Genomic DNA, 24,173 nt, shown 5'->3' on the forward strand with positions numbered 1-24,173 from the left:
ATCAGGTTTCGATGCGCTCGCGCGTCACGCCGAGAAGCCCTGCCATCGCGCGGCGGGCGCCGGCTTCGTCGCGCGCGACGATCGCGTCGTACACGGCCGTGTGCTCGGGAAGCGCCGCGTTGTAGACCTCGGCGCGCTTGGCGTTCAGCCGCAACTGCGCTTCGAGCGTGCGTTCGATCAGCGTGCCGAGCGGGATCAGCAGTTCGTTGCTGCACGCAGTGAGCACGCCCAGATGGAACCGCAGGTCGGCGCGCACCCATTCGTCGACGTTCTGCGCGGCGGCCATCGCGCGATGCGCGTCGGTGAGCATCGCGAGCGTCTCGCTCTTGTGGTTCTTCGCGGCGAGCGCGGCGGCAAAAGGCTCGACCATCTCGCGCATTTCCTGCAACTTGAGCGCGAACTGAAGCGGCGGCGCGACCCGCGAATACCATTCGAGGACGTCGGTATCGAGCATGTTCCACATCTCGCGCGCCCGCACGCGCGTGCCGACCTTCGGCCGCGATCCGATCAGCCCTTTCGACGTCAGCGTGCGCAACGCTTCGCGCAGCACCGTGCGGCTGACGCCGAAGCGCTCCATCAGTTCCGCTTCGCGAGGCAGTGTCGCGCCGGGCGCAAAGTCGCCGCGCAGGATGCCGGTGCCGAGTTCGAATGCCACGCGGCCGTGAAGATCGTGCTGAATGACAGTCTCCTTATTGTTTCCGTCAGGCGCGGATTATCGGTTATCGGTGTGCGCGGAAAGAATTTTTCAATCTCAATAGTACTATTAATACGACCACAACTAGATTTTTTGATAGCATGTCATTTCACGCCTGGAGACGCTACTCATGAAAATCACCAAACTCGAAACCTTCATCGTTCCGCCGCGCTGGTGCTTCCTCAAGATCGAAACCGACGAAGGCCTCGTCGGCTGGGGCGAGCCGGTCGTCGAAGGGCGCGCGCACACGGTCGCCGCCGCCGTCGACGAACTCGCCGACTATCTGATCGGAAAGGACCCGCTTCTTATCGAAGACCACTGGCAGGTGATGTACCGCTCGGGCTTCTATCGCGGCGGGCCGATCGGCATGAGCGCGATCGCGGGCGTCGACCAGGCGCTGTGGGACATCAAGGGCAAGCATCACGGCGTGCCCGTGCACGCGCTGCTCGGCGGCCAGGTGCGCGACAGGATCAAGGTGTATTCGTGGATCGGCGGCGACCGTCCGAGCGACGTCGCGAACAATGCGCGCGCCGTGGTCGAGCGCGGCTTCAAGGCGATCAAGATGAACGGCTCGGAAGAGCTGCAGATCATCGACACTTTCGACAAGGTGCAAGGCGTGATCGACAACGTGCGCGCCGTGCGCGAGGCGGTTGGTCCGAACGTGGGCATCGGCGTGGATTTCCACGGCCGCGTGCACAAGCCGATGGCGAAGGTGCTCGCGAAGGAACTCGACCCGTACAAGCTGATGTTCATCGAGGAGCCGGTGCTGTCGGAGAACGCGGAGGCGTTGCGCGACATCGTCAACCAGACGAGCACGCCGATCGCGCTCGGCGAGCGGCTTTACTCGCGGTGGGACTTCAAGCACGTCCTGGCGGGCGGCTATGTCGACATCATCCAGCCGGACGCGTCGCATGCGGGCGGGATCACGGAATGCCGCAAGATCGCGTCGATGGCGGAGGCCTACGACGTGGCGCTGGCGCTGCACTGCCCGCTCGGACCGATCGCGCTCGCGTGCTGCCTGCAACTCGATGCGGTCAGCTACAACGCGTTCATCCAGGAGCAGAGCCTTGGCATCCATTACAACAAGGGCAACGACCTGCTCGACTACATCCGCAATCCGGAGGTCTTCAAGTACGAAGACGGCATGGTCGCGATTCCGCAGGGTCCGGGGCTCGGCATCGAAGTGAACGAGGAGAAGGTGCGTGAGATGGCGAAGATCGGTCATCGCTGGCGCAATCCGGTGTGGCGTCACGCGGACGGCAGCGTCGCGGAGTGGTGACAAAGACGGGCGGCGCTTCTGACGATGTTTCCGCCCTTTTTTGCGCGCTCTCCTACATACCGGTCCGGGACGTTGCAGTTATGCTTGGACAACTAACTGCCAACGCCTTGAGAAACGAGCATGTATTACGCTTTCCCCGACGAGTATGTCCGCGCCCAGATGGCCGTCGGCGCGCTGGTCCTGTTTGGCGTGATGCGCGTGATCGGCGCGGCGCTCGGCGTGCAACACGGCTGGCGCATCTCGACGGTCACGCACTGCTTCACCGGCGCGGCGGTGATCTTCTGTCTGCCGCAACTCGTCGATGCGCTCGCCTTCTCGCCCGAATCGCACTGGGCGTTCGTCGAATTGCAGGGCAAGGCGGCGGGTTGCGCGGTGGCGCTCTTCTGCGCGCCGATCGTCAGTCACAGGCTGGGCTACGAATGAACGCGCGAACCGGCTGAACTTCCCAGCCGGGAAGCCAGCCGTAACCGCGCGGCCTTATCCGCCGAACGCGAATCCCGGCACGCTGTGCGACAGCACCGACGCCGCCACGAATACCCCGATCATCAGCAGACCTTCGACGCGCATCACGTTCGTGACGGTATGCGCATCGACCGTCGACGCCGTGCGCTGCAAGCGCGGCAACGCCGACCACCGGTTGAGGCCGCCGAAGATCAGCGCCGTCGCGACGAGCACGGCCTTCACGATCAGCACGTGCCCCCAGACGCTCTCCTGCAACACGCTCGCCGCGCCGCCGAGCCCACGCAGCGCGTTGAAGACGCCCGTCGCGATGACGAGCACGACCGCGACCACCGCGATCGTCGACATCTTTCCGGCGATGCGGATCAGAAACGCGCGCGCAAGCGATGTCCCGAGCGCGGGCAGCACCGCGAACGCGCCCGCGATCACGACGCCGCCCCAGACGCCCGTCGCGAGCAGATGCAGCGTCTGCACGACCTCGGCGACCGAAAACGCGCCCGCATCGGCCGCATGTCCGACCGACGCCTTGCCCGCCGCCGCGACGAGCGCGGCGAATGCGGCGAACGCGAGCCGCCCGGCGCCCATCGGCGCACCGGATGCGGTGGCGAGCACGAGCAGCACGCTGCCGGCGAATGCAATCGCCCAGCCGGTGCCGGCGTGCGTCGCCGTGAGAACCGTCCACACCGACGCGCCCGCCTCCATGACCGGCACGCCGCTCATCGATGCCGCCTGCAGCCACAGCAGCACGAGATTCGCGAACGCGAGCACGAGCGCGCCACCCGAACCGATGCGCCGCGCGCGCGTCCAGCCGAAGCGCGCGGGCGAGATCGCGGCGAAGGCTTTCTCCTTCGAGAGCCATCCGTTCATGAGGACGGCGCCGAGCGTCGAGGCGAAGGCGATGTCGCCGAGCGCGGCGAAAGCGACCTGCGCGAGCCAGAGCGGATCGTCGTTCATGGGCGCTCCCCGGCGGTCGGACGGGCAGGCGGGATCGGTGATTGCGATACGGACGTCATCGAGAGGAAAAGAACGGTCGGCAGGGATGAAAGAGGACGCATGCAGCCCGCGAAGTCTAGTCGAACGGGCGCTTCACATGCACGTATTGAAACGCCTTGATACTTTTGCCCACCCCGAACGGGGCGGCCGCGGGTCGAAGGTTTGTCGATGCGGCGCGAGCAAAAAGCCCGTGACAAGGCCATCGTGCGCGCCAATCGGCAGCGTCGAAACTACGTGACAAATTGTCGCGGAAACGCCGCAGCGCCCGCCGTGGAAGGCCAAGCCCAAATAGTCATCATCATGCAACGATGATAGAATGCCGCGTCGCATCAGAGGCTCGTCGAGCCTTTTGTGGTAGCAGCTTCGCTCGGTACACGAGCTCGCCACTGAGTAGTTCGCCACTTTCGCACCGAGCCGAACGAAGCTCGGCAGGTCCCCGAATTTCATGGAGTGTCGCGTGTCTTCAAGACGCAAATACCGTCCGCTGCTCGCCTCGTTGCTCGGCCTGGCACTGATTGGCAGCGCTGGCGCTTTCAATGCCGCGCAGGCGCAAAACCAGCCGATCGCCCCTGATACGATGGCCGCCCGCGTGCAAGGCTGCACCGCGTGCCACGGCGTGCACGGCGAAGGCACGGACAACGACTATTTCCCGCGTCTTGCCGGCAAGCCCGCCGACTACCTGTACAACCAGTTGCAGAATTTCCGCGAAGGGCGCCGCAAGTACCCGCCGATGAACTACCTCGTCACGTATCTCTCGGACGACTACCTCCATCAGATCGCGACGTATTTCTCGCAGCAGCGCCCGCCGTATCCTCAGCCCGCGAAGAGCAACGTGTCGCAGTCCACGCTCGCGCGCGGCCAGCAGATCGTGCTGAACGGCGACGCATCTAAACAGATTCCTGCCTGCGCCGCATGTCACGGCAAACCGCTGACCGGCATGCAGCCGGCCATTCCGGGTCTTGTCGGCCTGCACGCCGACTACATCAGCGCGCAGGTCGGCGCATGGCGTTCGGGCACGCGTCACGCGAAGGCGCCTGACTGCATGCAGCAAATCGCCTCCCGCCTGACGGACGACGACGTCACCGCCGTCGCCGCATGGCTCTCGACGCAAACCGCACCCGCCAACCCGGTGCCCGCGCCCGCTGGCTCGTTGAAGATGCCGCTCACCTGCGGCAGCGAACCGCAATAAGGCGCGAGGAGCGACAACACAATGAAACGCAAGTCCCTGTTCGCACTTTCGGCTGTCGTCGTGGCAGCCGTCGCAGCCGGCGCCGTCCTCTGGTCGGGCGGCGACACTCTCCATTCGGGCGGCGCCGTCGCGGCCACGCCCGCGGACAAAGCCGCGCTCGTCAAGCAGGGCGAGTATCTCGCCCGCGCGGGCGACTGTATCGCGTGCCACACGGTGCGCGGCGGCAAGGAATTCGGCGGCGGCCTGCCGATGGCAACGCCGTTCGGCACGATGTTCACGCCGAACATCACGCCGGACGACCAGTTCGGCATCGGCAAGTGGACGTCGGATGACTTCTATCGCGCGATGCACACGGGCCGGTCGAAAGACGGCAGCCTGCTGTACCCGGGCTTCCCGTTCACGAGCTACACGAAGGTCACGCGCGCCGACTCGGACGCCATCTACGCCTACCTGCGCTCGGTCCCGCCGGTGTCGGTCGCGAGCCGTCCGCACGAACTGCGCTTCCCGTTCAACAACCGCAATCTGCTGATCGGCTGGCGCACGCTGTTCTTCAGCGAAGGCGAGTACAAGCCGGACCCGACGAAGTCGGTCGAATGGAACCGCGGCGCGTATCTCGTCGAAGGCCTCGGCCACTGCGGCATGTGCCACACGTCGATCAACGCGATGGGCGGTCCGGTCAGCTCGGCGGCGTTCGCCGGCGGCCTGATCCCGCTGCAGAACTGGTACGCGCCGTCGCTCACGTCGAACAAGGAAGCCGGCCTCGGCGACTGGGACATCAAGGACATCAACGACCTGCTGAAGACCGGCGTGTCGCAGCGCGGCGCGGTGTTCGGGCCGATGGCCGAAGTGGTCCACAACAGCCTGCAGTACATGTCCGACGCGGACATCAACGCGATGTCGACGTATCTCAAGTCGATCCCGCAGAAGAAGGAAGCGCCGGAAACGATGCAGCTCGAGACGTCGGAGAAGTTCGGCACCGAACTGCTGCAGACGGGCAAGAAGGTCTACACGGAGAACTGCGCGAAGTGTCACGCGGAGAACGGGCTCGGCAAGCCGCCGGCTTATCCGCCGCTCGCGAACAACCAGTCGATCCAGATGCCGTCGGCCGTCAACCCGATCCGCATGACGCTCAACGGCGGTTATCCGCCGAGCACGGGCGGCAACCCGATGCCGCACGGCATGCCGCCGTTCGCGCAGGCGCTCTCGGATACGGAAGTCGCCGCGGTCGTGACGTACATCCGTATGTCGTGGGGCAACCACGGCACGCCGGTGTCGCCGCAACAGGTCAGCAATCTGAGATCGGCGCCGCTCGACTGACAATAACCGCAGACAGCGTACAATAGATGCTGGGGCGCAGCCTTCGAGTCGGGGCCGCGCCCCTTGTTTTTGGTGGTCGGCACGTTCGGCTCGAAGCGTTTTCAGCGTGCCCGCAACGAGGACAAGCAATGGTTTTTGGCGAGCGTTTCAACAGTATCAGTCACCTGATCGGCACGGTGCTGTCGGTGGCAGGACTGGCGGCGCTCGTCACGATGGCCTCGTTCGAAGGCGATCCGTACAAGATCGTGAGTTTCGCGATCTACGGCGCGATGCTCTTCGCGCTGTACGCCATTTCGACGCTGTATCACTGGGCGCGCAATCCGCGCGTCAAGGCGGTACTGCAAAAATGCGATCATTCGGCAATCTACTTGCTGATCGCAGGCAGCTACACCCCGTTCACGCTCGTCACGTTGCGTGGTCCGTGGGGCTGGTCGCTGTTCGGCGTGAGCTGGGGGCTCGCTGTCCTCGGCATCGTGCAGGAACTCACGCTCGGGCGCCGAACCCGCAGCGTTTCGATGGTGCTTTACGTGTTGATGGGCTGGCTCGCGCTCGTAGCCGTCCGTCCGCTCGTTTCGGCGCTGCCGCCCGCAGGCACTGCGTGGCTGGTGGCGGGCGGCGTGAACTATAGCGCCGGTATCTATTTTTTCATCAACGACGAGCGCATCCGGCACGGCCACGGCATCTGGCACCTGTTCGTGCTGGCAGGCAGCCTGTGTCAATTCGTCAGCGTCGCGCGCTATGTCGCGTGAGACGCGCATGAGCGTGCATGACACGCTCGTCAAGCGAGCTGGATGCAACTTAACGCCAGTCGACGTGTCTTGATAGCGCGCCGAACTTCGCGGCATCTTCGACGTGTCCGGTAGCGAGAAACGCGCGCCGGACGCCATGCCGCCCGATTTCCTCGATCGTCGCCCGCGCGCTGAAGTCAGCGCACAGGCCGCATTGGCGGCCATGAAGCGTCAGCGCCGGTCGTCATACCGAAAGTGCGAACACTCTATGTCTTTTGATTCTCTCGGCTTGTCCGAACCCTTGCTGCGTGCCGTCAACGAACTTGGCTACACGAGCCCCACGCCGATCCAGCTCCAGGCGATTCCGGCCGTCCTGAACGGCGGCGACCTCCTCGCCGGCGCGCAAACCGGCACCGGCAAGACCGCCGGCTTCACGCTGCCGATCCTGCAGCGTCTCTCGCAGATGGCGCCCGCGCCCGCAGGCGCCAAGCGCCACGTCCGCGCGCTGATCCTCACGCCCACGCGCGAACTCGCCGCACAGGTCGAGGAAAGCGTGCGCGCCTATGGCAAGTACCTGAAGCTGAAGTCGACCGTGATGTTCGGCGGCGTCGGCATCAACCCGCAGATCGATGCGTTGAAACGCGGCATCGATATCGTCGTGGCGACGCCGGGGCGTCTGCTCGATCACATGCAGCAGAAGACCATCGACCTGTCGCATATCGAGATTCTCGTGCTCGACGAAGCCGACCGCATGCTCGACATGGGCTTCATTCACGACATCAAGCGCGTGCTCGCGAAGCTGCCGCCGAAGCGCCAGAATCTGCTGTTCTCGGCCACCTTCTCCGACGAAATCAAGACGCTCGCCGACAACCTGCTCGACTCGCCCGCGCTGATCGAAGTCGCGCGGCGCAACACGACGGCCGAGACGGTCGCGCAAAAGATCCACCCCGTCGATCGTGACAAGAAGCGTGAAATGCTCACGCACCTGATCAAGCGTCACAACTGGTTCCAGGTGCTCGTCTTCACGCGCACGAAGCACGGCGCGAACCGCCTCGCCGAGCAGCTCGGCAAGGACGGCATCAGCGCGCTCGCGATTCACGGCAACAAGAGCCAGTCGGCGCGCACGCGCGCGCTCGCCGAATTCAAGGACCAGACGCTGCAGGTGCTCGTCGCGACGGATATCGCCGCGCGCGGCATCGATATCGACCAGCTTCCGCACGTTGTGAATTACGACTTGCCGAACGTGCCGGAAGACTACGTGCACCGGATCGGCCGCACGGGCCGCGCGGGCGCGACGGGCGAAGCGGTGTCGCTGGTTTGCGTCGACGAGCATCAACTGCTGAAGGACATCGAGCGGCTCATCAAGCGTCCGATTCCGCAGGAAGTGATCGAAGGCTTCGAACCGGACCCGAACGCGAAGGCCGAGCCGATTCAGCGCCGCAGCCAGGGCGGCGGCGGCGGCCAGCGCTCGCCGCGTCAGGGACAAGGCGCGCCGCGACGCGACGGCGCAGGCGGCAACGGCGGTGCGAAGCCGGCGGGCGCCAAGCCCGCGGGCGGCAATAACACCGGCTCGCGCTCGTCGCAAAAACCCGCGGCGCCGAAGCCCAACGGCAAGACCGACGCGCCGCGCGCGGCGCATTCGAACGGTCAGCGCAACGGGCTGTCGCCGAATCCGGGCGCGCTGCTCGGTAGCAAGCCGCGCAACGAAGGCGGCAACGGCCGCCGCGACACGCCGCGTTCGGGCCAGCGCGGGCGTTAAATCCGCAGCAAGGCGGGCGCCGTTCGATGAACGCGCGCCCGCGCGTCTCTCAAGCGGCGGCGCTCGCCGCCCGCTTCAGCATCTCGACTTGCGCGCGCCAGCGCGTCATCACGGCCCCGCCGTCGTCCAGTTCGAAAACGATCCCGCTCGTCAGCCGCGCATAGCCGACGCGCTGCCACTCGCCCGTCTCGATGGTCGCGACGAAGCATGCGAGCGATGCGTCATCGAGCGGCACGGGACGCGCTTCCAGTTGAACCTGATAGAACGCTGCGTCGAAGACGAATGTGAGCGTCGCGCGGCCCGTCGATGCGATTGCCTGCGCCGCGCGCGACTTCGGCCAGAGCGCGAAGCCGAGCGTGCGCGTGTCGGGCGCGAACAGTTCGCCGAGGCTCAAGAGCGACGTGCGCACGCGCCCTGCCTCATCGACGGCGAGCAGCGACGCCGTAAATCCACCCTTGGTCTCGATCGACGTGCCGTCGAAGAGCGAACGCAACCCGGGCGGCCATTCGTCGAACGCGCTCTGCTCGATGGGCCGCGAGCCGGCGGAATCGGACTGGGTCATGGACGTTGTCTTCCGATGGTTGAAAAACGAAAGGCCCGCGAAAGCGGGCCTTTGCATTCGGCGACAAGCCAGCCCGGAGCGGTGCGTCAAGCCTAGCGGAAGAACACGTGCTGTGTAATCTTCGCAAGCGGATAAAGCAGGCCCGGCTGGATGCGCGCGGGCAAGTCGAGCGGCTTTAGCAGCATCTTCACACACATGTCGGCCGACAGATTGCGTCGCACGAGCTTGTTCACATCCGACGACAGTTCGCGGTTGTACGCCGAATCGCGCACACGCTCCGGATAGCGGATTGCGAACACATGCCGCAGCGCGATTTCCGAATCTTCGTTCTTGAGCTCGAGCACGCGGCGCATCAGCGCGCCCAGCACGGCCATGCGCCCATTGCCTTCGATTTGGTTGTACTTCTTGAAAAAACGGAAAAAATGCTTGTAATGGCGGACTTCGTCGGTACGGATGTTGTCGGTGATCTGCTTGAGCACCGGTTCGTCGGAACATTCGTTGATCGCACGATAGAGCGTCGCCGTGCCCGTCTCGACGACGCAGCGCGCCACCATCTCGAGCGCCCGCTTCTTTTCGAAATCTTCCATCGAACAGGTGAGCGAATACTCCGCGAAAAAATTACTGAATGCCGTGTCCCAGTCGAACTCGGGCCACACGTGATGAATGTAGGTCTTCAGCGCGCGGCCATGCTGCATCTCCTCGGGCTCCCACTCGTTATTGAGCCACGCGGAAATCTCCGGATCGTCGTTGAAATACTTGCTCAGGTTGCTCGTGTACAAATCCGTGCCGCTTTCGATGAACGAACAGGCACACAGCAACAGCAGCAGATGTTCGTTCGACACCGCCTTGTGCCTGTCGATACGGCTCAAGTCGATGTCCTCGATTCGCCATGGCATTACATAAGTATTGTCAGTGTGCATGTAGCGCGCTCCCAAGCTGTACTGAACACGTCTCCGGTCATGAAGCCGGAGGTTCAGGTAAGCCGCGAACGGTTCCGTCGCAGCGTCTTCGAAATGCTTCATCGGGCGGTGAGCAGACCATTGACGGCCTCGTTTTTTCCATCTTAGCCGTCCTGCAACGAATTTGCAGACTCCTCAGGGACTTGCGAAATGCAGGCATAGTTCCTAAGGCCGGCGCTTTACTGAGCACGATTCATTCCCCAGCCGCGCTTTTTAGCCAAATACGGCCGAACTGAAACAGCATTCTGTAAAGGTCGAAAGCGGTCCGTAGACCGCCCCTTATGAGCACCGCAGGAATTGTCGGATTAGTGACCGGGCGCCAGCTTGTCGCCCGTCAAATCGATGATCAGAATCCGGCAGCGAGCCCGTCGCGCCGGCTGTCGCTTGCCGCGACATAACCGCGCTCCGGATCGTTGCAGTCCAGCTTCCAGACGTACTGCCCCGAGCCGAAGTCCATATAGGGGTCGTCGACGGATTTGATCGTGTGGCCGAGCCCTTCGAGCGCACGCGCCGTTTCGACGGAGAGCGTCGATTCGATGTCGATGGTGAAGTCGTGATTCACCTTCCAGCGCGGCGCATCGCAGGCGGCCTGCGGCTGCTGGCCGTAGTCGAGCATCCGCACGATCGATTGCAAATGGCCCTGCGGCTGCATGTCCCCGCCCATGACGCCGAAGCTCATCACCGCCTCGCGTTTGCCGTCGACCTCCTGCGTGAGAAACGCCGGGATGATCGTGTGGAACGGCCGCTTGCCGCCTTCGACGACGTTCGCCGACTTCGGATCCATCGAGAATCCGCAGCCGCGGTTCTGCAGCGAAATGCCCGTGTCCGGCACGACGACGCCCGAGCCGAAGCCCATGTAATTGGACTGGATGAAGCTCACCATCATGCCGCGCTCGTCCGCGACCGACATGTAGATCGTGCCGCCCGCCTTCGGCATGCCGAAGTCGAATTGCGTGGCTTTCTTCGGATCGATCAGCTTCGCGCGTTCGGTCAGGTAGGCGTCGTCGAGCATCTGCTCGGGCGTCACTTCCATCGAGCGCGGATCGGCGACATAGCGATACACGTCGGCGAAAGCGAGCTTCATCGCCTCGATCTGCAGATGCTGCGACTCGATACGATCGACGGTGAGCGCGTTGACGTCGAACTTGTCGAGGATGCCGAGCGCGATCAGCGCGGCGATGCCCTGCCCGTTCGGCGGAATCTCGTGCACGGTGTGGCCGCGATAGTCCTTGCTGATCGGCTCGACCCAGTCGGCCTGGTAGTTGCGCAGATCGGCGGCCGTCAGCGCCGCGCCGCCTTCCTTCGCATACGCCGCGATGCGCTCGGCGATCTCGCCTTCGTAGAATGCGCGCGGGCCTTGCTCCGCCAGCTTGCGCAGTGTCTTCGCGTGGCCGGGGAAGCGGACCAGTTCGCTGATTTCGGGTGCGCGGCCGCGCGGCATGAAAACATCGGCGAAACCCGGCTGGTCCTTCAGTTCCGGCACCGCCGCCGCCCATTTGTACGCGACGATGCTCGCCACGGCATGCCCGCGCTCGGCAATCTCGATGGCCGGTTCCATCAGGTCGCCGAAAGGCAGCGAGCCGAATTTCGCATGCAGCGCTTCCCAGCCCGCGATCACGCCGGGCACGGTGACGGCGTCCCAGCCGCGTTTCGGCTGCTTCGCGAGGCCGTTCTCCTCGCCGTATTTGCCTTTGAAGTAGTCGACATTCCATGCCGCCGGCGACACGCCCGATGCATTCAGGCCGTGCAGCTTCGCGCCGTCCCAGACGAGTGCGAACGCATCGCCGCCCAAACCGCACGACACCGGCTCGACGACGGTGATCGCGGCCGCGGCGGCGATTGCGGCATCCACAGCATTGCCGCCCTTCCACAACATGCGCAGACCGGCTTGCGCGGCAAGCGGATGCGAAGTGGAAACGATGTTGCGGGCGAAGACGGGCAGACGCGGCGTCGGATACGGGTTTTGCCAGTTGAAGCGGGTCATGGGATTCCAGTTCGGGTGCGGCTGGCGCGCCGGGAGCGCCGGGACGGCCGGCGGCGGCTCGCGTGGTTTTTAAAAGCAATGAAACGCATGAAAGCCGAGCATTCCATCGCGAACGCGTGCGAAAAACAACATCAAGTTAATGAAGTCCTAACATCAGTCTACCTCGCCGAATCGGTCTGTCGTTCGTTCGAACATTTCCAACTTACAATACGGCTAACAAAACGATGCGCCCGCTCGCAAAAGAACATCGCCATGACACGAGACCCCCGCCTCACCTTGAACGCACGACAGCAGGAACTGCTCGACTGGGTGCAACGCGACGGCTTCGTGACCGTAGACGATCTCGCCGCGCATTTCGAGGTGACGCCGCAAACCATCCGTCGCGACGTCAACTGGCTCTCCGACATGAACCTGCTGCGCCGCTACCACGGCGGCGCGAGCCTGCCGACAAGTTCGGAAAACGTCTCGTACACCGCGCGCCAGCGCATGTTCCACGACGAAAAGCGACGCATCGCGGCGCTCGTCGCCACGCATATTCCCGATCAGGCTTCGCTCTTCATCAACCTCGGCACCACCACCGAAGAAGTCGCGCGGGCGCTCAACCGGCACCGCGGGCTGCGCGTCATCACGAACAACCTGAACGTCGCAAGCATGATGGGCGGCTATCCCGATTGCGAAGTGCTCGTCACCGGCGGCATCGTGCGGCCGTGGGACAAGGGCATTGTCGGCGAACTGGCGATCGATTTCATTCGTCAGTTCAAGGTCGACTTCGCGATTATCGGCACTTCGAGCATCGAGGAAGACGGCACGCTGCGCGACTTCGACACGCGCGAAGTGCGCGTCGCCGAGGCAATCATCCAGCACGCGCGCACCGTCTTTCTGGCGGCCGATCACTCGAAATTCGGCCGTCCCGCGCTCGTGCGGCTCGGCCATCTGAACCAGATCCACGCCCTTTTCACCGACGCGCCGACGCCGCCCGAAATGGCCGATGCACTCGCGGCCGCCAGCACGCAGGTCTACATCGCCGATTAGCCTCGCCCGGAAGCCGCGTTGTTGTGTGCAGTGCGGCACGAAGTTCAAGTGAATTCTTCGAACTCGCTTCATCGACGGACCGCTTTCTCGTCCATGAAAAGTCAAACTCAATATTTTCCGCAACCGTTTGGCACTCGTCAGACACTTTCCCTACAATCCAGATTCCCGGCACCCGCAGCCTCAAAAAGCCTGAAGAACACCGCGTCTGCCCGGCTATTGCAGTTCCCCCACGCAACGTTGCGAGCCTTGAGCACCGGCCATCGCCGGTCACTTATGTGCCGTTCTGTCGTCATGGAGAACACGAGATGCTGAGTCCGCATGAATTTGCCACGCTGCTGCTAGTTCAGGAAGCTCCGAATCAAGTCGAAATGGCGCGCGAAGAACTCGACGCCCTGCTCGAACGTCAACTCGTCCAGCTCGAAAACCTCGCGTCCGGACGACAACAATGGCGCCTCACGGCCTCAGGCGACTCGACGATGAAGGCATTCAAGCGGTTCTCGTAGCTCGCTTCTGCTTTGCTTTTCCCCGTTGAAAGCCCGCGCCCGGCTTCGCCGCCGCGCGCGGGTTCTTTCCCGATCATCCTGCCCGCAACGTCGGATCGACGGCTGCACGCCAACTCAATGCCTGCGCGCGCTGATCGAGGAAAAAGCTCGCCCACGCATTCTGTGCCTGCGGGCCGGGATTGGCCGCGTAGGCGGCGTGCCGTTCCGCGATCGCGCTCTGGAACGCGCAGAAGCGCTCCTTCGAAAGCCCGTTGCGCCTGAACGCGACGTAGGCATCGAAGAAGGCCGAATAGACGTCCTGCGCTTCGGGGCCGTAGTCCGCCGACGCGCTTCCACACATCTCCTGCAACGCACTGAACGACGGCGCGCCCGTCGTGCCGCTCAGACTCGGCGTGCCCACGCAACCCGCGAGCAATAGCGCGCCCGCCGCGCCCACGCAAAACAGCTTTCGCATCGCATCCACCTCTTGGTTTCCATCGACGCCCAAGTATCGGCCGGAGCGCGCATTCGCGCCACTCGGCCACATGGCGTACGCCGAAATGACGAAGCGTGCCGGCATCGGCGAAAACACCTAACCCGTTCGGTCGACTTTACTTTTTCGTTTATGTTCGTTAGATTTCGAATTCGAACATTACAGGTTCGTCAGATTTTCCTTTGGCGGACGGGAGCAGACCAACGTGACGCAGCGCGGACAGTACGACTTGCTCGTGGTGGGCGGCGGTATCAACGGTGCGGGCATCGCGCGCGACGCGGCAGGCCGCGGCCTGTCCGTGCTGCTGTGTGAAAAGGACGACCTCGCGTCGCACACGTCGTCGTCGAGCACGAAGCTCATTCACGGCGGGCTACGCTATCTGGAATACGGTGAATTCAAGCTCGTGCGCAAGGCGTTGCAGGAGCGTGAGGTGTTGCTGCATGCCGCGCCGCACATCATGTGGCCGCTGCGCTTCGTCATGCCGCACATGCCGAACCTGCGTCCCGCCTGGATGATCCGCGCGGGCCTCTTTCTCTACGATCACCTCGCGCGGCGCGAATTGCTGCCCGGCTCGCGGGGCATCGACATGCGCCGGCATCCGGCAGGCGAGCCGCTCGTCGATTCGATCCGGCGCGGCTTCGTCTACTCCGACGGCTGGGTCGACGATGCGCGCCTCGTCGCCCTCAACGCGCTCGACGCGCACGAGCGCGGCGCGACCGTCCTGACGCGCACGCGGCTCGTCGACGCCGAGCGCTCGGAGGGCGAATGGCACGCGACGCTCGAAGGGCCGGCTGGCGAGCGCATCGAGGTGCGCGCCCGCGCCATCGCGAACGCGGCGGGTCCGTGGGTCGGCGACCTGCTGAAGGGCGCGCTCGGCAACACGAGAACGCGGCACAGCGTGCGGCTCGTGAAAGGCAGCCACATCGTGACGAAGCGTCTGTTCTCGCACGACCACGCGTACATCTTCCAGAACCCCGACAAGCGAATCATCTTCGCGATTCCCTATGAGGCCGACTACACCCTGATCGGCACGACCGACATCGAATACGGCGGCGACGCGTCGCAGGTCGAAATCGGCGCCGACGAAATCCGCTATCTCTGCGATTCGATCAACCGTTATTTCAAGCATCACATCTCGCCGGAAGACGTCTGCTGGAGCTACTCCGGCGTGCGGCCGCTCCTCGAAGACGAGACGGCGGAGAACGCGTCGGCGGTCACGCGCGACTATCTGCTCGAACTCGACGCCGGCGGCGCCCCGCTCCTGTCCGTCTTCGGCGGCAAGATCACGACCTTTCGCAAGCTCGCGCAAGAGGCGGTCGACAAGCTCGCCGACGCGTTGCAGTCACCCGCGCGCACGTGGACCGAAGGCGTGCCGCTGCCCGGCGGCGACTTCGCCGATGCCGACTTCGAGCGCTTTCTTCGCGAACTGCAACAGCATCATCCGTGGCTTCCTCCCGCGCTCGCGCGCCGCTATGCGCGCGCGTACGGCACGCGCGCGGCGCGGGTGATCGGCGCGGCGCGCTCCGTCGAAGAACTCGGCGAAGCGTTCGCGCCCGGTCTCTACGAAGCCGAACTACGCTACCTGCGCGACAACGAATGGGCGTTGCGCGCCGAGGACGTGCTGTGGCGCCGCTCGAAACTCGGGTTGCATATCGGCCGTGCGTCGCTCGACGAAGTGAGCCGGCGCATCGACCGGTGGCTCGCAAGCGAGACGTCGACCGCGCCGTCATTGCGCGCGGCATCGCGGCTACACTCGCCTTGAAGGCATCGAATAGAAAACAAAGCGTCCTGAAAAAACCAGTGGAGAAGACCATGCAGGATCAGTACGTCCTCGCGCTCGACCAGGGCACGACCAGTTCCCGCGCCATGCTGTTCGACCGCAACGGCAACGTTGTGTCGATGGCGCAGAAGGAATTCCAGCAGATCTATCCGCAGCCGGGCTGGGTCGAACACGATCCGCAGGAAATCTGGTCGACGCAGGCGGGCGTCGCGGCCGAAGCGGTCACGCGCGCGGGTCTGAACGGCACGTCGATCGCCGCGATCGGCATCACGAACCAGCGCGAGACGACCATCGTCTGGGACCGCGACACCGGCCATCCGATTTACAACGCGATCGTCTGGCAGGACCGGCGCACTGCGGATTTCTGCGACCAGTTGAAGTCGCAGGGACTCGAAGAAAAAGTCCGCGCGAAAACCGGCTTGCCGATCGATTCGTATTTCTCGGCCACCAAGATCCGCTGGATTCTCGATAACGTCGAAGGCGCGCGCGAGAAGGCGCGGCAGGGACGCCTCGCGTTCGGCACCGTCGACAGCTGGCTCGTGTGGAATTTCACGCGGCACGAACTGCACATCACCGACGTCACCAACGCGTCGCGCACGATGCTCTTCAACATCCACACGCTGCAATGGGACGACGAACTGCTCGACGCACTCGACATTCCGCGCAGCATGCTGCCCGAGGTGCGAGCGTCGTCGGAAGTCTACGGGCCGACCAAAACCACCGTGTTCGCATCGAAGATCGCGCTCGGCGGCATCGCTGGCGACCAGCACGCAGCCCTCTTCGGCCAGATGTGCACGGAAACCGGCATGGTGAAGAACACCTACGGCACCGGCTGCTTCCTCGTGATGAACACCGGCGACAAGCCGATCGAATCGCGCAACAACCTCGTCACGACGATCGCCTGGCAGATCGGCGGCCAGGTCAAGTATGCGCTGGAGGGGAGCATCTTCATCGCGGGCGCAGTCGTGCAGTGGCTGCGCGACGGCCTCGGCCTCATCAAGAGCGCCAGCGAAATCGAAACGCTCGCGCGCGGCGTGCCGCATTGCGACGGCGTCTATCTCGTGCCGGCCTTCGCGGGTCTTGGCGCGCCGCACTGGAACGCGCGGGCGCGCGGCACGCTGTTCGGCGTGACGCGCGGCACGAGCGCGGGCCATATTGCGCGCGCGGCGCTCGATTCGATCGCGTATCAGTCGCTCGACGTGCTGAAGGCGATGGAAGCGGACTCGGGCGGCGCGATCGCCGAACTGCGCGTCGATGGCGGCGCATGCGCGAACAATCTGTTGATGCAGTTCCAGGCCGACATTCTCGGCGTCGATGTCGTGCGTCCGCAGGTCGCGGAAACCACCGCGCTCGGCGCGGCCTATCTCGCGGGGCTTGCGGTCGGCTACTGGAAGGACGTCGACGAATTAAAGCAGCAGTGGAAGCTCGAACGCCGCTTCACGCCGTCGATGCAAAAAGCGGACGTCGACGCGTGCCTCGCCGGCTGGCAACGCGCGATCAACGCGGCGAAGGCGTGGGCGGACGCCTGATGTCGCTTTCCGGCAGATTCGTGGTCGCGCCGTGCTGCAACTTTCGCCGGTCTGCTGTATCCTGAAAGTACCCGCTAGCTGCTTAATTAGCGGGAAATCAGTGCGTCTTCAGGGCGGGGCGAAATTCCCCACCGGCGGTATGTGCAAGGGCCGAAACGCCTTTCACGAGCCCGCGAGCGCCCGCCGGCAGGATCGGCGGGGTCAGCAGATCTGGTGCGAAGCCAGGGCCGACGGTCATAGTCCGGATGGAAGAAGATGTGCAGATCGTCATGTCCGTTGCCACGGTGACGGCGCGCGTTGCGTGCCGGACCAGACGGCGTCGTGCAAACGGCGCGGTCAGGGTGTCGTTATGCCTTTCTGCAATGCCCTGAAACGTTTTTCGCCCATTCCTTAGCGAGAGCGTTTCACATGTCCGTTTCTGTTCAGCACCCGTCTTTTGCGGCACCGTCCATCATCGCCGATGACGCCTTCGCCGATCTTTCCCTGCTCGCGTCCGTCGACGTTCCGCCGCGCATCGCCGCCGCGCTGCAAGCCATGCGCGACGGCCGCGCCGTCGTGCTGCAGGACGATTACGACCGCGAGAACGAAGCCGATCTGATCGTCGCCGCCGAAAAAATCACCGATGCCACGATGGCGCTCCTGATTCGCGAATGCAGCGGCATCGTCTGCCTGTGCCTGCCCGACGAGACCGTGCGCGCGCTCGAACTTCCGCCGATGGCCGCCGCCAACGGCAGCCGCTACGGCACGGCGTTCACGGTGTCGATCGAGGCGCGCGACGGCGTGACGACGGGCGTCTCGGCGGCCGATCGCGTGACGACGATCCGCGCCGCCATCGCCGACGAAGCAAAACCCGCCGACATCGTGCGTCCCGGTCACGTATTTCCGCTACGCGCCATGCCGGGCGGCGTGCTCGCACGTCGCGGGCATACGGAAGGCACGGTCGACCTGGCGATCCTCGCCGGTCTGAAACCCGCGGGCGTGCTGTGCGAACTGATGAACGCCGACGGAACCATGACGCGCGGCGCGCAAGTCGAACGCTTTGCCGCCGAGCACGGCCTGCCGATGCTGACGATCGCGGAGCTGGTCGAATTCCGCGCGGCGCTGGCGGCGGCGCGGGAAGTCGTGGAGGAAGAAGCCGTCCAGGCTTAAGACTGCACGCCGCGGAATTCGCCGCGCATGCCCGCCTCGACGAGCGCGGGCAACGCATCCATCGAATCGATGATGCGCGTGACGCCGCTCTCGCGCAGCACTTGCGCGTAGCCACCCGGAATGTGGCTCGCGCCGACGAACGCGATCGTCATCATGCCGGCGGCGCGCGCGGCGGTCAGTCCGGCGATGCTGTCCTCGATGACGAGACAGCGCTCCGGAGCCACGCCGAGCGTTTTCGCCGCGAACAGATAGACGTCGGGATAAGGCTTCGGCTTCGCGACCTGCTCGGCGCTGAAGAGGCGCGCCCCGACGATCTCGTCGAGTCCGGCGCGCCGCACTGACGCGCGCACGCGCTCCATCCCGCTGTTCGACACCACCGCCACCGGCAGGCTCACGCTCTGGAGCGCACGGCGCACGCCGGCGATCGGTCCGACCGAGCGCGCCAGTTCGAGGCTCACGCGCTCGCCGAGCGTATCGACGAAACCGGAGGGCATCGCGATGCCGAACTTCGTTTCGAGATGCGTGAGGAAGCGCGAGGTCTGCTGGCCGAACGCCGTCTTCATGACCGGCTCGAAATCGATGCCGGGGAAGGTTTCGGTCAGCGCCTCCAGCATGACGCGATCGGCGATGACTTCGCTGTCGACGAGCACGCCGTCGCAGTCACAGATGAGATGGTCGATCATGATGGCTCGGTTACGTTAAGCCGACATCATAATCGGTCCAGATCCGCCGGCCGGCTCTCAGGCGTCGACGGCCGTCGCACCGCTCGCGAGCGGCCGCGCGTCGAGCCGCGCCGCGTACCACGTTACCGCGAGCGCGACGATCGCGACCGCCGCCGCGACCCACGGCAGCGAATCGAGCGCGTGCCCGCGTTCCAGCACCATGCCACCGAGCCACGCGCCGCCCGCGTTGCCGACGTTGAACGCGCCGATATTGAGCGTCGAAGCGAGATTCGGCGCGGCTTTCGCCTTCTCGACGACGCGCGTCTGCAGCGGCGGCACCGTCGCGAACGCCGCGATGCCCCACACGAAGACCGTCACGATGGTGCCGGTTTGACTGTGGCTCGTCGTCGCGAAGACGGCCATCACGAGCGCGAGCGCGATCAGGATGCCCATCAGCGAAGGCATCAGCGCGCGGTCCGCGAGCTTGCCGCCGATCGTGTTGCCGATCGTCAGCCCGACGCCGAACAGCACAAGCACGAGCGTCACGCCGCGCGGCGAGAAGCCGCCGACCTGCTCCAGAATCGGCGCGATATAGGTGAACACGACGAACACGCCGCTGAAGCCGATCACGGTCATCGCGAGCGCGAGCCAGACCTGGCGGTCTTTCAGCACGCGCACTTCGTGGCCGAGGCGGCTCGGACCGGCATCGTGCCGGTTGGGGACGAGCGCCGTCACGCCGAGCGCCGACAGCACGCCGAGCGCCGCGACGATCCAGAAGGTCGCGCGCCAGCCAAATTCCTGGCCGATGAAGGTCCCGAACGGCACGCCGAGCACGTTCGCGAGCGTGAGCCCGGTGAACATCAGCGCAATCGCGCTCGCGCGCTTCTCCGCCGGCACGAGCGAGGCCGCGACCACCGCGCCGATGCCGAAGAACGAACCGTGCGCGAAGGACGTCACCACGCGCGCGACCATCAGCAAGCCGTAGCCCGGCGCGACGGCGCACAACACATTGCCGACGATGAACACCGCCATCAGCAGTTGCAGCGCGAGCTTGCGCGGCATCCGGCTCGTGAGCACCGCGAGCAGCGGCGCGCCGACGGCGACGCCGAGCGCGTAACCCGTCACGAGCAAACCCGCCGACGGAATCGACACCGCGAGATCGCGGGCGACGTTGGGCAGAAGCCCCATGATCACGAATTCGGTCGTGCCGATCGCGAATGCGCTGATCGCCAGCGCGAGAAGTGGAATGGGCATGTCAATTCCTGTGAATGGTCAGATGCGCGTCGTCACGAATTCCACGACGACAGCCGGCGCGAGCCCGACGAACAGTTGAAGCTCTCCCGTCATCGGGACTGCCGTGGGTCGATAGGCCGTGCCGTGGCGATTCAGACAGTTCTCCGAACAGTGATGCCTCGGGAAAACCCGGAGCAACGAGCGCAATGCGCGCATTCTGCGCGACAAGCATCGTTTTGATAATTGGCGTAGCATTTGAATCATTGTCAAATCCGAATTGAGAATCTGCACACGGTGATGGACCGGCTCGGCGACATGCGCCTTTTCGTGGAAGCGGCGGCGCTCGGCAGCTTGTCGGCGGCGGGGCGCAAGCTCGGGTTGTCGCCTGCGGCGTCGAGCGCGCGTCTCATCAAGCTCGAAAAGTCGCTGCATGCGCGGCTTTTCGAGCGCACGACGCGCCAGTTGCGCGTCACCGACGAAGGGCGCCTCTATCTCCAGCATTGCCGCATCGCGCTGCAAGCCATCGACGACGCCGAAGCCGCGCTGCAAGCCGGCCAGAATCTCGTGCGCGGCAAGGTGCGCATTTCGGCGACGTCGGATTTCGGGCGCTATCTGCTGCGCGGCTGGCTCGACGATTTCAACGCGCGCCATCCCGACGTGCGTTTTGCGCTGACGCTATCGGATTCGGTGTCGAATCTGTTGCAAGAGGAAATCGATCTCGCGATCCGTTTCGGCGCGCCGCCCGACAGCGGTCTCGCCGCGCGGCAACTGGCGCCGAACCGGCGCGTGCTGTGCGCATCGCCGGCGTATCTCGCGCGGCGCGGCACGCCCGCCACGCCCGCCGATCTCGAAGGCCATCAGTTCGTGATCGGCGTCACGTCGACGGGGCCTCTGAACGAGCTGAACTTCGTGCGCGGCGACGAGCGCGCAAGCTTCACGATGCCGCTGGAGGGATCGTGGGAATCGAACGACGGGGCGTTGACGCGCGCCTGGGCGCTGGCGGGCCACGGCATCGCGCACAAGTCGATCTGGGATATCGCCGCCGACGTGCGCGCCGGCACGCTGAACATGCTGCTGCCCGACTGGTGCACGCACGAAGCGGCAGTTCACGCGCTATTTCACGCGAACCGCTACATGGCGCCGCGCGTGCGCGTGCTGCTGGATTTTCTGGTCGAGCGTTTCGCGACGGCGACCGCCGAGCTGCTCGGCGAGCTCGCCTACCCGCCCGGCGCCGACGGCTGGCCGAAACGTAAGCAATCGGCGGGCGCTATAATAACGGGCTAAATTAGAACAATAAGAGCCCCTTCAACCTCGATTACCGCGCCCCCAGGTTAACAACTGCGACCGGCGAAATTCATGACCAAGAAAGTTTATGTAAAGACCTTTGGCTGCCAGATGAACGAGTACGACTCCGACAAGATGGTCGACGTCCTCGGCGCAGCGGAAGGCCTCGTCAAGACGGACACGCCCGAAGACGCGGACGTCATTCTGTTCAACACCTGCTCGGTGCGCGAAAAAGCGCAGGAGAAAGTCTTCTCTGACCTCGGCCGCGTGCGCGAACTGAAGGAAGCGAACCCGAATCTGCTGATCGGCGTCGGCGGCTGCGTCGCGAGCCAGGAAGGCGCGTCGATCGTCTCGCGCGCGCCCTACGTCGATCTCGTATTCGGCCCGCAGACGCTGCATCGCCTGCCCGAGATGATCGACAAGCGGCGTTCCACCGGCCGCGCGCAAGTCGACATTTCCTTCCCCGAAATCGAAAAGTTCGACCATCTGCCGCCCGCGCGCGTCGAGGGTCCGAGCGCGTTCGTGTCGATCATGGAAGGGTGCAGCAAATACTGCAGCTATTGCGTCGTGCCGTACACGCGCGGCGAGGAAGTGTCGCGCCCGCTGGACGACGTGCTGACTGAAATCGCCGGCCTCGCCGATCAGGGCGTGCGCGAAGTCACGCTGCTCGGCCAGAACGTGAACGCGTATCGCGGACCGCTCACGCTCGGCTCGCACGATATCGCCGACTTCGCGACGCTGATCGAATACGTAGCCGACGTGCCGGGCATCGAGCGGATTCGCTACACGACGTCGCATCCGAAGGAATTCACGCAGCGCCTGATCGACACCTACGCGAAGGTGCCGAAGCTCGTCTCGCACCTGCATCTGCCGGTGCAGCACGGCTCCGACCGCATTCTGATGGCGATGAAGCGCGGCTACACGGTGCTCGAATACAAATCGGTGATCCGCAAGCTGCGGGCAATTCGCCCCGATCTATCGCTGTCGACGGACATGATCGTCGGCTTTCCGGGCGAAACCGAGGAAGATTTTGCGAAGATGATGGCGCTCGTCGACGAGATGAGCTACGACACGAGTTTCTCGTTCATCTATAGCCCGCGCCCCGGCACGCCCGCCGCGAACCTGCACGACGACACGCCGCGCGAAGTAAAGCTCAAGCGTCTGCAACATTTGCAGGCGACCATCGAGGCGAACGTCGCGAAAATCAGCCATTCAATGCTCGGCTCGGTGCAGCGTATTCTGGTGGAAGGCCCGTCGCGCAAGGACCCGACCGAACTCGCCGGCCGCACGGCGAACAACCGCGTGGTGAATTTCCCGGCGCCGGTTGCTTCGCACGCGCGGCTCGTCGGCCAGATGATCGACGTCGAGATCAATCACGCGTATCCGCACTCGCTGCGCGGCGCCTTGATCATGGCGCCTTCGACCACACATTGAGCAGCACTCAGACCGGACACCCACTTTCGCCTTGAAGACCGCTCCTCAGCAGCATCTGGAATTCACCGCACCGCGCGAAGACAACGCGCGGCTCGCCAACCTCTGCGGCCCGCTCGACGAAAACCTGCGGCAGATCGAGCAGGCGCTCGACGTGACGCTGTCAAGGCGCGGCCACAAGATCTCGATTCGCGGACGCGGCGCGAAAGTGGCGCTCGCGGCGCTCGAAAACTTCTACAACCGCGCGCGCGACCCGATTTCCGTCGACGACATCCAGCTCGCGCTGGTCGAAGCGCGCCATGCGCAGCGGCGCACGCGCGGGCCGAACACCGGCAACGGGAATGGCAATGGTCATAACGATCAGCCAGTCGATCCGCGTTTTCGCGGCGACCCGGATCATCCGTTCGACGAACCGAGCGCGACCATCGATCTCGATGAAACCGAAGATCCCGGCCCGAAGCTCTATACGCGACGCGCCGACTTGCGCGGCCGCACGCCCGCGCAGCGCGAGTATCTGCGGCAGATCATCGCGCACGACCTGACTTTCGGCATCGGTCCGGCGGGCACGGGCAAGACCTACCTCGCGGTGGCGTGCGCGGTCGATGCGCTCGAACGCGATCAGGTGAAGCGCATCGTGCTGACGCGTCCGGCCGTCGAAGCCGGCGAGCGGCTCGGCTTCCTGCCGGGCGATCTCGCGCAGAAGGTCGATCCGTATCTGCGTCCGTTGTACGACGCGCTCTACGACCTGCTCGGCTTCGACAAGACCGCGAAGATGTTCGAGCGCCAGATGATCGAGATCGCGCCGCTCGCGTACATGCGCGGACGCACGCTGAATCACGCGTTCATCATCCTCGACGAAGCGCAGAACACCACGCCCGAGCAGATGAAGATGTTCCTGACGCGGATCGGCTTCGGTTCGAAGGCGGTCGTCACCGGCGATACGACGCAGGTCGATTTGCCGCGCGGCCACAAGAGCGGGCTCGTCGAGGCGCAGCACGTGCTCACCGACGTGCGCGGCATCGCGCTCACGCATTTCACGTCGGCCGACGTGGTGCGGCATCCGCTCGTCGCGCGCATCGTCGAGGCTTACGACGCGCAGACGCAGAAGGACGCGGCCCTCGCCGAGGCGGCCAAGTCGGCGCAACGCCCGGAATAGCGCGCCGCCCGATCATTCG

General features: G+C 64.6%; 22 protein-coding genes and 1 riboswitch. Of the genes, 14 read left to right on the plus strand and 8 right to left on the minus strand.

All coding sequences use genetic code 11. From position 1 onward, the window contains the following. Nucleotide 1 precedes the first annotated feature (1 nt). On the minus strand, nucleotides 2-679 hold the full coding sequence (locus QCE48_RS12435) for a FadR/GntR family transcriptional regulator (protein ID WP_309788334.1): 678 nt from the start codon (nucleotides 677-679) through the stop codon (nucleotides 2-4). A gap of 145 nt (nucleotides 680-824) precedes the next feature. Here QCE48_RS12435 and dgoD point away from each other — a divergent pair, with 145 nt between their 5' ends. Both dgoD and QCE48_RS12445 read left to right on the plus strand, forming a co-directional pair. Beyond that, nucleotides 825-1,973 (plus strand): galactonate dehydratase, encoded by a 1,149-nt coding sequence (gene dgoD / locus QCE48_RS12440; protein ID WP_309787495.1) that lies wholly within the window; start codon nucleotides 825-827, stop codon nucleotides 1,971-1,973. A 120-nt stretch (nucleotides 1,974-2,093) separates the two neighbouring features. Then, nucleotides 2,094-2,396, plus strand: a complete 303-nt coding sequence (locus QCE48_RS12445; RefSeq protein WP_309787494.1) for a hypothetical protein — start codon at nucleotides 2,094-2,096, stop codon at nucleotides 2,394-2,396. A 54-nt stretch (nucleotides 2,397-2,450) separates the two neighbouring features. Here QCE48_RS12445 and QCE48_RS12450 read toward each other — a convergent pair whose 3' ends face one another. Beyond that, nucleotides 2,451-3,386 (minus strand): CopD family protein, encoded by a 936-nt coding sequence (locus tag QCE48_RS12450; RefSeq protein WP_309787493.1) that lies wholly within the window; start codon nucleotides 3,384-3,386, stop codon nucleotides 2,451-2,453. A 484-nt stretch (nucleotides 3,387-3,870) separates the two neighbouring features. Between QCE48_RS12450 and QCE48_RS12455 the strand changes: the two genes are divergently transcribed. The 4 genes from QCE48_RS12455 to QCE48_RS12470 all read left to right on the plus strand — a co-directional run bounded on the left by QCE48_RS12455 (nucleotide 3,871) and on the right by QCE48_RS12470 (nucleotide 8,418). Further along, nucleotides 3,871-4,614, plus strand: coding sequence for a c-type cytochrome (locus QCE48_RS12455; protein WP_087631600.1), 744 nt, complete (start codon nucleotides 3,871-3,873; stop codon nucleotides 4,612-4,614). Between the two features lie 21 nt (nucleotides 4,615-4,635). Further along, a complete protein-coding gene (locus QCE48_RS12460; protein ID WP_309787491.1) occupies nucleotides 4,636-5,931 on the plus strand; it encodes a cytochrome c in 1,296 nt (431 codons plus the stop codon). Between the two features lie 128 nt (nucleotides 5,932-6,059). Next, the gene (gene trhA, locus QCE48_RS12465) at nucleotides 6,060-6,680 is read left to right on the plus strand and encodes a PAQR family membrane homeostasis protein TrhA (RefSeq protein WP_309787490.1); all 621 of its coding nucleotides are present in this window, start codon (nucleotides 6,060-6,062) and stop codon (nucleotides 6,678-6,680) included. 247 nt (nucleotides 6,681-6,927) lie between these two features. Continuing rightward, nucleotides 6,928-8,418 carry a DEAD/DEAH box helicase gene (locus QCE48_RS12470; RefSeq protein ID WP_309787489.1) on the plus strand — a complete coding sequence of 497 codons (1,491 nt, stop codon included), beginning with the start codon at nucleotides 6,928-6,930 and terminating at the stop codon, nucleotides 8,416-8,418. Nucleotides 8,419-8,467: 49 nt separating this feature from the next. Here QCE48_RS12470 and QCE48_RS12475 read toward each other — a convergent pair whose 3' ends face one another. The 3 genes from QCE48_RS12475 to ggt form a co-directional block, all read right to left on the minus strand. Further along, complete coding sequence (locus QCE48_RS12475; RefSeq protein WP_309787488.1) at nucleotides 8,468-8,980, minus strand: hypothetical protein; 513 nt, start codon at nucleotides 8,978-8,980, stop codon at nucleotides 8,468-8,470. Nucleotides 8,981-9,072: 92 nt separating this feature from the next. Further along, nucleotides 9,073-9,900 carry a ferritin-like domain-containing protein gene (locus QCE48_RS12480; protein ID WP_309787487.1) on the minus strand — a complete coding sequence of 276 codons (828 nt, stop codon included), beginning with the start codon at nucleotides 9,898-9,900 and terminating at the stop codon, nucleotides 9,073-9,075. Between the two features lie 385 nt (nucleotides 9,901-10,285). Then, nucleotides 10,286-11,923: a gamma-glutamyltransferase gene (gene ggt / locus QCE48_RS12485; protein WP_309787486.1), complete on the minus strand. Its 1,638-nt coding sequence runs from the start codon at nucleotides 11,921-11,923 to the stop codon at nucleotides 10,286-10,288. Nucleotides 11,924-12,175: 252 nt separating this feature from the next. Between ggt and QCE48_RS12490 the strand changes: the two genes are divergently transcribed. Together QCE48_RS12490 and QCE48_RS12495 are read left to right on the plus strand one after the other, a co-directional pair. Beyond that, entirely contained in the window at nucleotides 12,176-12,955 is a 780-nt protein-coding gene (locus tag QCE48_RS12490; RefSeq protein ID WP_062632611.1) for a DeoR/GlpR family DNA-binding transcription regulator, read from the plus strand. 305 nt (nucleotides 12,956-13,260) lie between these two features. Next, nucleotides 13,261-13,458 carry a hypothetical protein gene (locus QCE48_RS12495; protein WP_062632610.1) on the plus strand — a complete coding sequence of 66 codons (198 nt, stop codon included), beginning with the start codon at nucleotides 13,261-13,263 and terminating at the stop codon, nucleotides 13,456-13,458. Between the two features lie 73 nt (nucleotides 13,459-13,531). Here QCE48_RS12495 and QCE48_RS12500 read toward each other — a convergent pair whose 3' ends face one another. Then, the gene (locus QCE48_RS12500; RefSeq protein ID WP_309787485.1) at nucleotides 13,532-13,912 is read right to left on the minus strand and encodes a hypothetical protein; all 381 of its coding nucleotides are present in this window, start codon (nucleotides 13,910-13,912) and stop codon (nucleotides 13,532-13,534) included. A 223-nt stretch (nucleotides 13,913-14,135) separates the two neighbouring features. Between QCE48_RS12500 and glpD the strand changes: the two genes are divergently transcribed. The 3 genes from glpD to ribB all read left to right on the plus strand — a co-directional run bounded on the left by glpD (nucleotide 14,136) and on the right by ribB (nucleotide 18,388). After that, entirely contained in the window at nucleotides 14,136-15,692 is a 1,557-nt protein-coding gene (glpD, locus tag QCE48_RS12505; protein WP_309787484.1) for a glycerol-3-phosphate dehydrogenase, read from the plus strand. Between the two features lie 50 nt (nucleotides 15,693-15,742). Continuing rightward, on the plus strand, nucleotides 15,743-17,239 hold the full coding sequence (gene glpK, locus QCE48_RS12510; protein ID WP_309787483.1) for a glycerol kinase GlpK: 1,497 nt from the start codon (nucleotides 15,743-15,745) through the stop codon (nucleotides 17,237-17,239). A 100-nt stretch (nucleotides 17,240-17,339) separates the two neighbouring features. Further along, a riboswitch (FMN riboswitch) is annotated at nucleotides 17,340-17,500 on the plus strand. A 147-nt stretch (nucleotides 17,501-17,647) separates the two neighbouring features. Further along, the gene (gene ribB / locus QCE48_RS12515; protein ID WP_309787482.1) at nucleotides 17,648-18,388 is read left to right on the plus strand and encodes a 3,4-dihydroxy-2-butanone-4-phosphate synthase; all 741 of its coding nucleotides are present in this window, start codon (nucleotides 17,648-17,650) and stop codon (nucleotides 18,386-18,388) included. Here ribB and QCE48_RS12520 read toward each other — a convergent pair. Beyond that, nucleotides 18,385-19,071, minus strand: coding sequence for an HAD family hydrolase (locus tag QCE48_RS12520; RefSeq protein ID WP_309787481.1), 687 nt, complete (start codon nucleotides 19,069-19,071; stop codon nucleotides 18,385-18,387). The genes ribB and QCE48_RS12520 overlap by 4 nt on opposite strands. A gap of 57 nt (nucleotides 19,072-19,128) precedes the next feature. Further along, the gene (locus tag QCE48_RS12525; RefSeq protein ID WP_309787480.1) at nucleotides 19,129-20,304 is read right to left on the minus strand and encodes an MFS transporter; all 1,176 of its coding nucleotides are present in this window, start codon (nucleotides 20,302-20,304) and stop codon (nucleotides 19,129-19,131) included. Nucleotides 20,305-20,580: 276 nt separating this feature from the next. Here QCE48_RS12525 and QCE48_RS12530 point away from each other — a divergent pair, with 276 nt between their 5' ends. The 3 genes from QCE48_RS12530 (at nucleotide 20,581) to QCE48_RS12540 (ending at nucleotide 24,154) form a co-directional block, all read left to right on the plus strand. Beyond that, on the plus strand, nucleotides 20,581-21,567 hold the full coding sequence (locus QCE48_RS12530; RefSeq protein ID WP_309788333.1) for a LysR substrate-binding domain-containing protein: 987 nt from the start codon (nucleotides 20,581-20,583) through the stop codon (nucleotides 21,565-21,567). A 72-nt stretch (nucleotides 21,568-21,639) separates the two neighbouring features. After that, the gene (gene miaB, locus QCE48_RS12535; RefSeq protein WP_309787479.1) at nucleotides 21,640-23,001 is read left to right on the plus strand and encodes a tRNA (N6-isopentenyl adenosine(37)-C2)-methylthiotransferase MiaB; all 1,362 of its coding nucleotides are present in this window, start codon (nucleotides 21,640-21,642) and stop codon (nucleotides 22,999-23,001) included. Between the two features lie 31 nt (nucleotides 23,002-23,032). Next, entirely contained in the window at nucleotides 23,033-24,154 is a 1,122-nt protein-coding gene (locus tag QCE48_RS12540) for a PhoH family protein (protein ID WP_309787478.1), read from the plus strand. Nucleotides 24,155-24,173 lie beyond the last annotated feature (19 nt).

The sequence above is a fragment of the Caballeronia sp. LZ024 genome (assembly GCF_031451455.1).
GTDB classification, from domain to species: domain Bacteria; phylum Pseudomonadota; class Gammaproteobacteria; order Burkholderiales; family Burkholderiaceae; genus Caballeronia; species Caballeronia telluris.

Excerpts from the sequence above, each read along its gene's own strand:
- QCE48_RS12475 (WP_309787488.1), bottom strand. The coding sequence starts at position 8,980 with ATGACCCAGTCCGATTCCGCCGGCTCGCGGCCCATCGAGCAGAGCGCG.
- QCE48_RS12490 (WP_062632611.1), top strand. The coding sequence starts at position 12,176 with ATGACACGAGACCCCCGCCTCACCTTGAACGCACGACAGCAGGAACTG.
- glpK (WP_309787483.1), top strand. The coding sequence starts at position 15,743 with ATGCAGGATCAGTACGTCCTCGCGCTCGACCAGGGCACGACCAGTTCC.
- dgoD (WP_309787495.1), top strand. The coding sequence starts at position 825 with ATGAAAATCACCAAACTCGAAACCTTCATCGTTCCGCCGCGCTGGTGC.
- QCE48_RS12500 (WP_309787485.1), bottom strand. The coding sequence starts at position 13,912 with ATGCGAAAGCTGTTTTGCGTGGGCGCGGCGGGCGCGCTATTGCTCGCG.
- ggt (WP_309787486.1), bottom strand. The coding sequence starts at position 11,923 with ATGACCCGCTTCAACTGGCAAAACCCGTATCCGACGCCGCGTCTGCCC.
- QCE48_RS12460 (WP_309787491.1), top strand. The coding sequence starts at position 4,636 with ATGAAACGCAAGTCCCTGTTCGCACTTTCGGCTGTCGTCGTGGCAGCC.
- QCE48_RS12450 (WP_309787493.1), bottom strand. The coding sequence starts at position 3,386 with ATGAACGACGATCCGCTCTGGCTCGCGCAGGTCGCTTTCGCCGCGCTC.
- miaB (WP_309787479.1), top strand. The coding sequence starts at position 21,640 with ATGACCAAGAAAGTTTATGTAAAGACCTTTGGCTGCCAGATGAACGAG.
- QCE48_RS12480 (WP_309787487.1), bottom strand. The coding sequence starts at position 9,900 with ATGCACACTGACAATACTTATGTAATGCCATGGCGAATCGAGGACATC.
- QCE48_RS12470 (WP_309787489.1), top strand. The coding sequence starts at position 6,928 with ATGTCTTTTGATTCTCTCGGCTTGTCCGAACCCTTGCTGCGTGCCGTC.
- QCE48_RS12445 (WP_309787494.1), top strand. The coding sequence starts at position 2,094 with ATGTATTACGCTTTCCCCGACGAGTATGTCCGCGCCCAGATGGCCGTC.
- QCE48_RS12520 (WP_309787481.1), bottom strand. The coding sequence starts at position 19,071 with ATGATCGACCATCTCATCTGTGACTGCGACGGCGTGCTCGTCGACAGC.
- QCE48_RS12495 (WP_062632610.1), top strand. The coding sequence starts at position 13,261 with ATGCTGAGTCCGCATGAATTTGCCACGCTGCTGCTAGTTCAGGAAGCT.
- QCE48_RS12530 (WP_309788333.1), top strand. The coding sequence starts at position 20,581 with ATGGACCGGCTCGGCGACATGCGCCTTTTCGTGGAAGCGGCGGCGCTC.
- ribB (WP_309787482.1), top strand. The coding sequence starts at position 17,648 with ATGTCCGTTTCTGTTCAGCACCCGTCTTTTGCGGCACCGTCCATCATC.
- QCE48_RS12525 (WP_309787480.1), bottom strand. The coding sequence starts at position 20,304 with ATGCCCATTCCACTTCTCGCGCTGGCGATCAGCGCATTCGCGATCGGC.
- QCE48_RS12455 (WP_087631600.1), top strand. The coding sequence starts at position 3,871 with ATGGAGTGTCGCGTGTCTTCAAGACGCAAATACCGTCCGCTGCTCGCC.
- trhA (WP_309787490.1), top strand. The coding sequence starts at position 6,060 with ATGGTTTTTGGCGAGCGTTTCAACAGTATCAGTCACCTGATCGGCACG.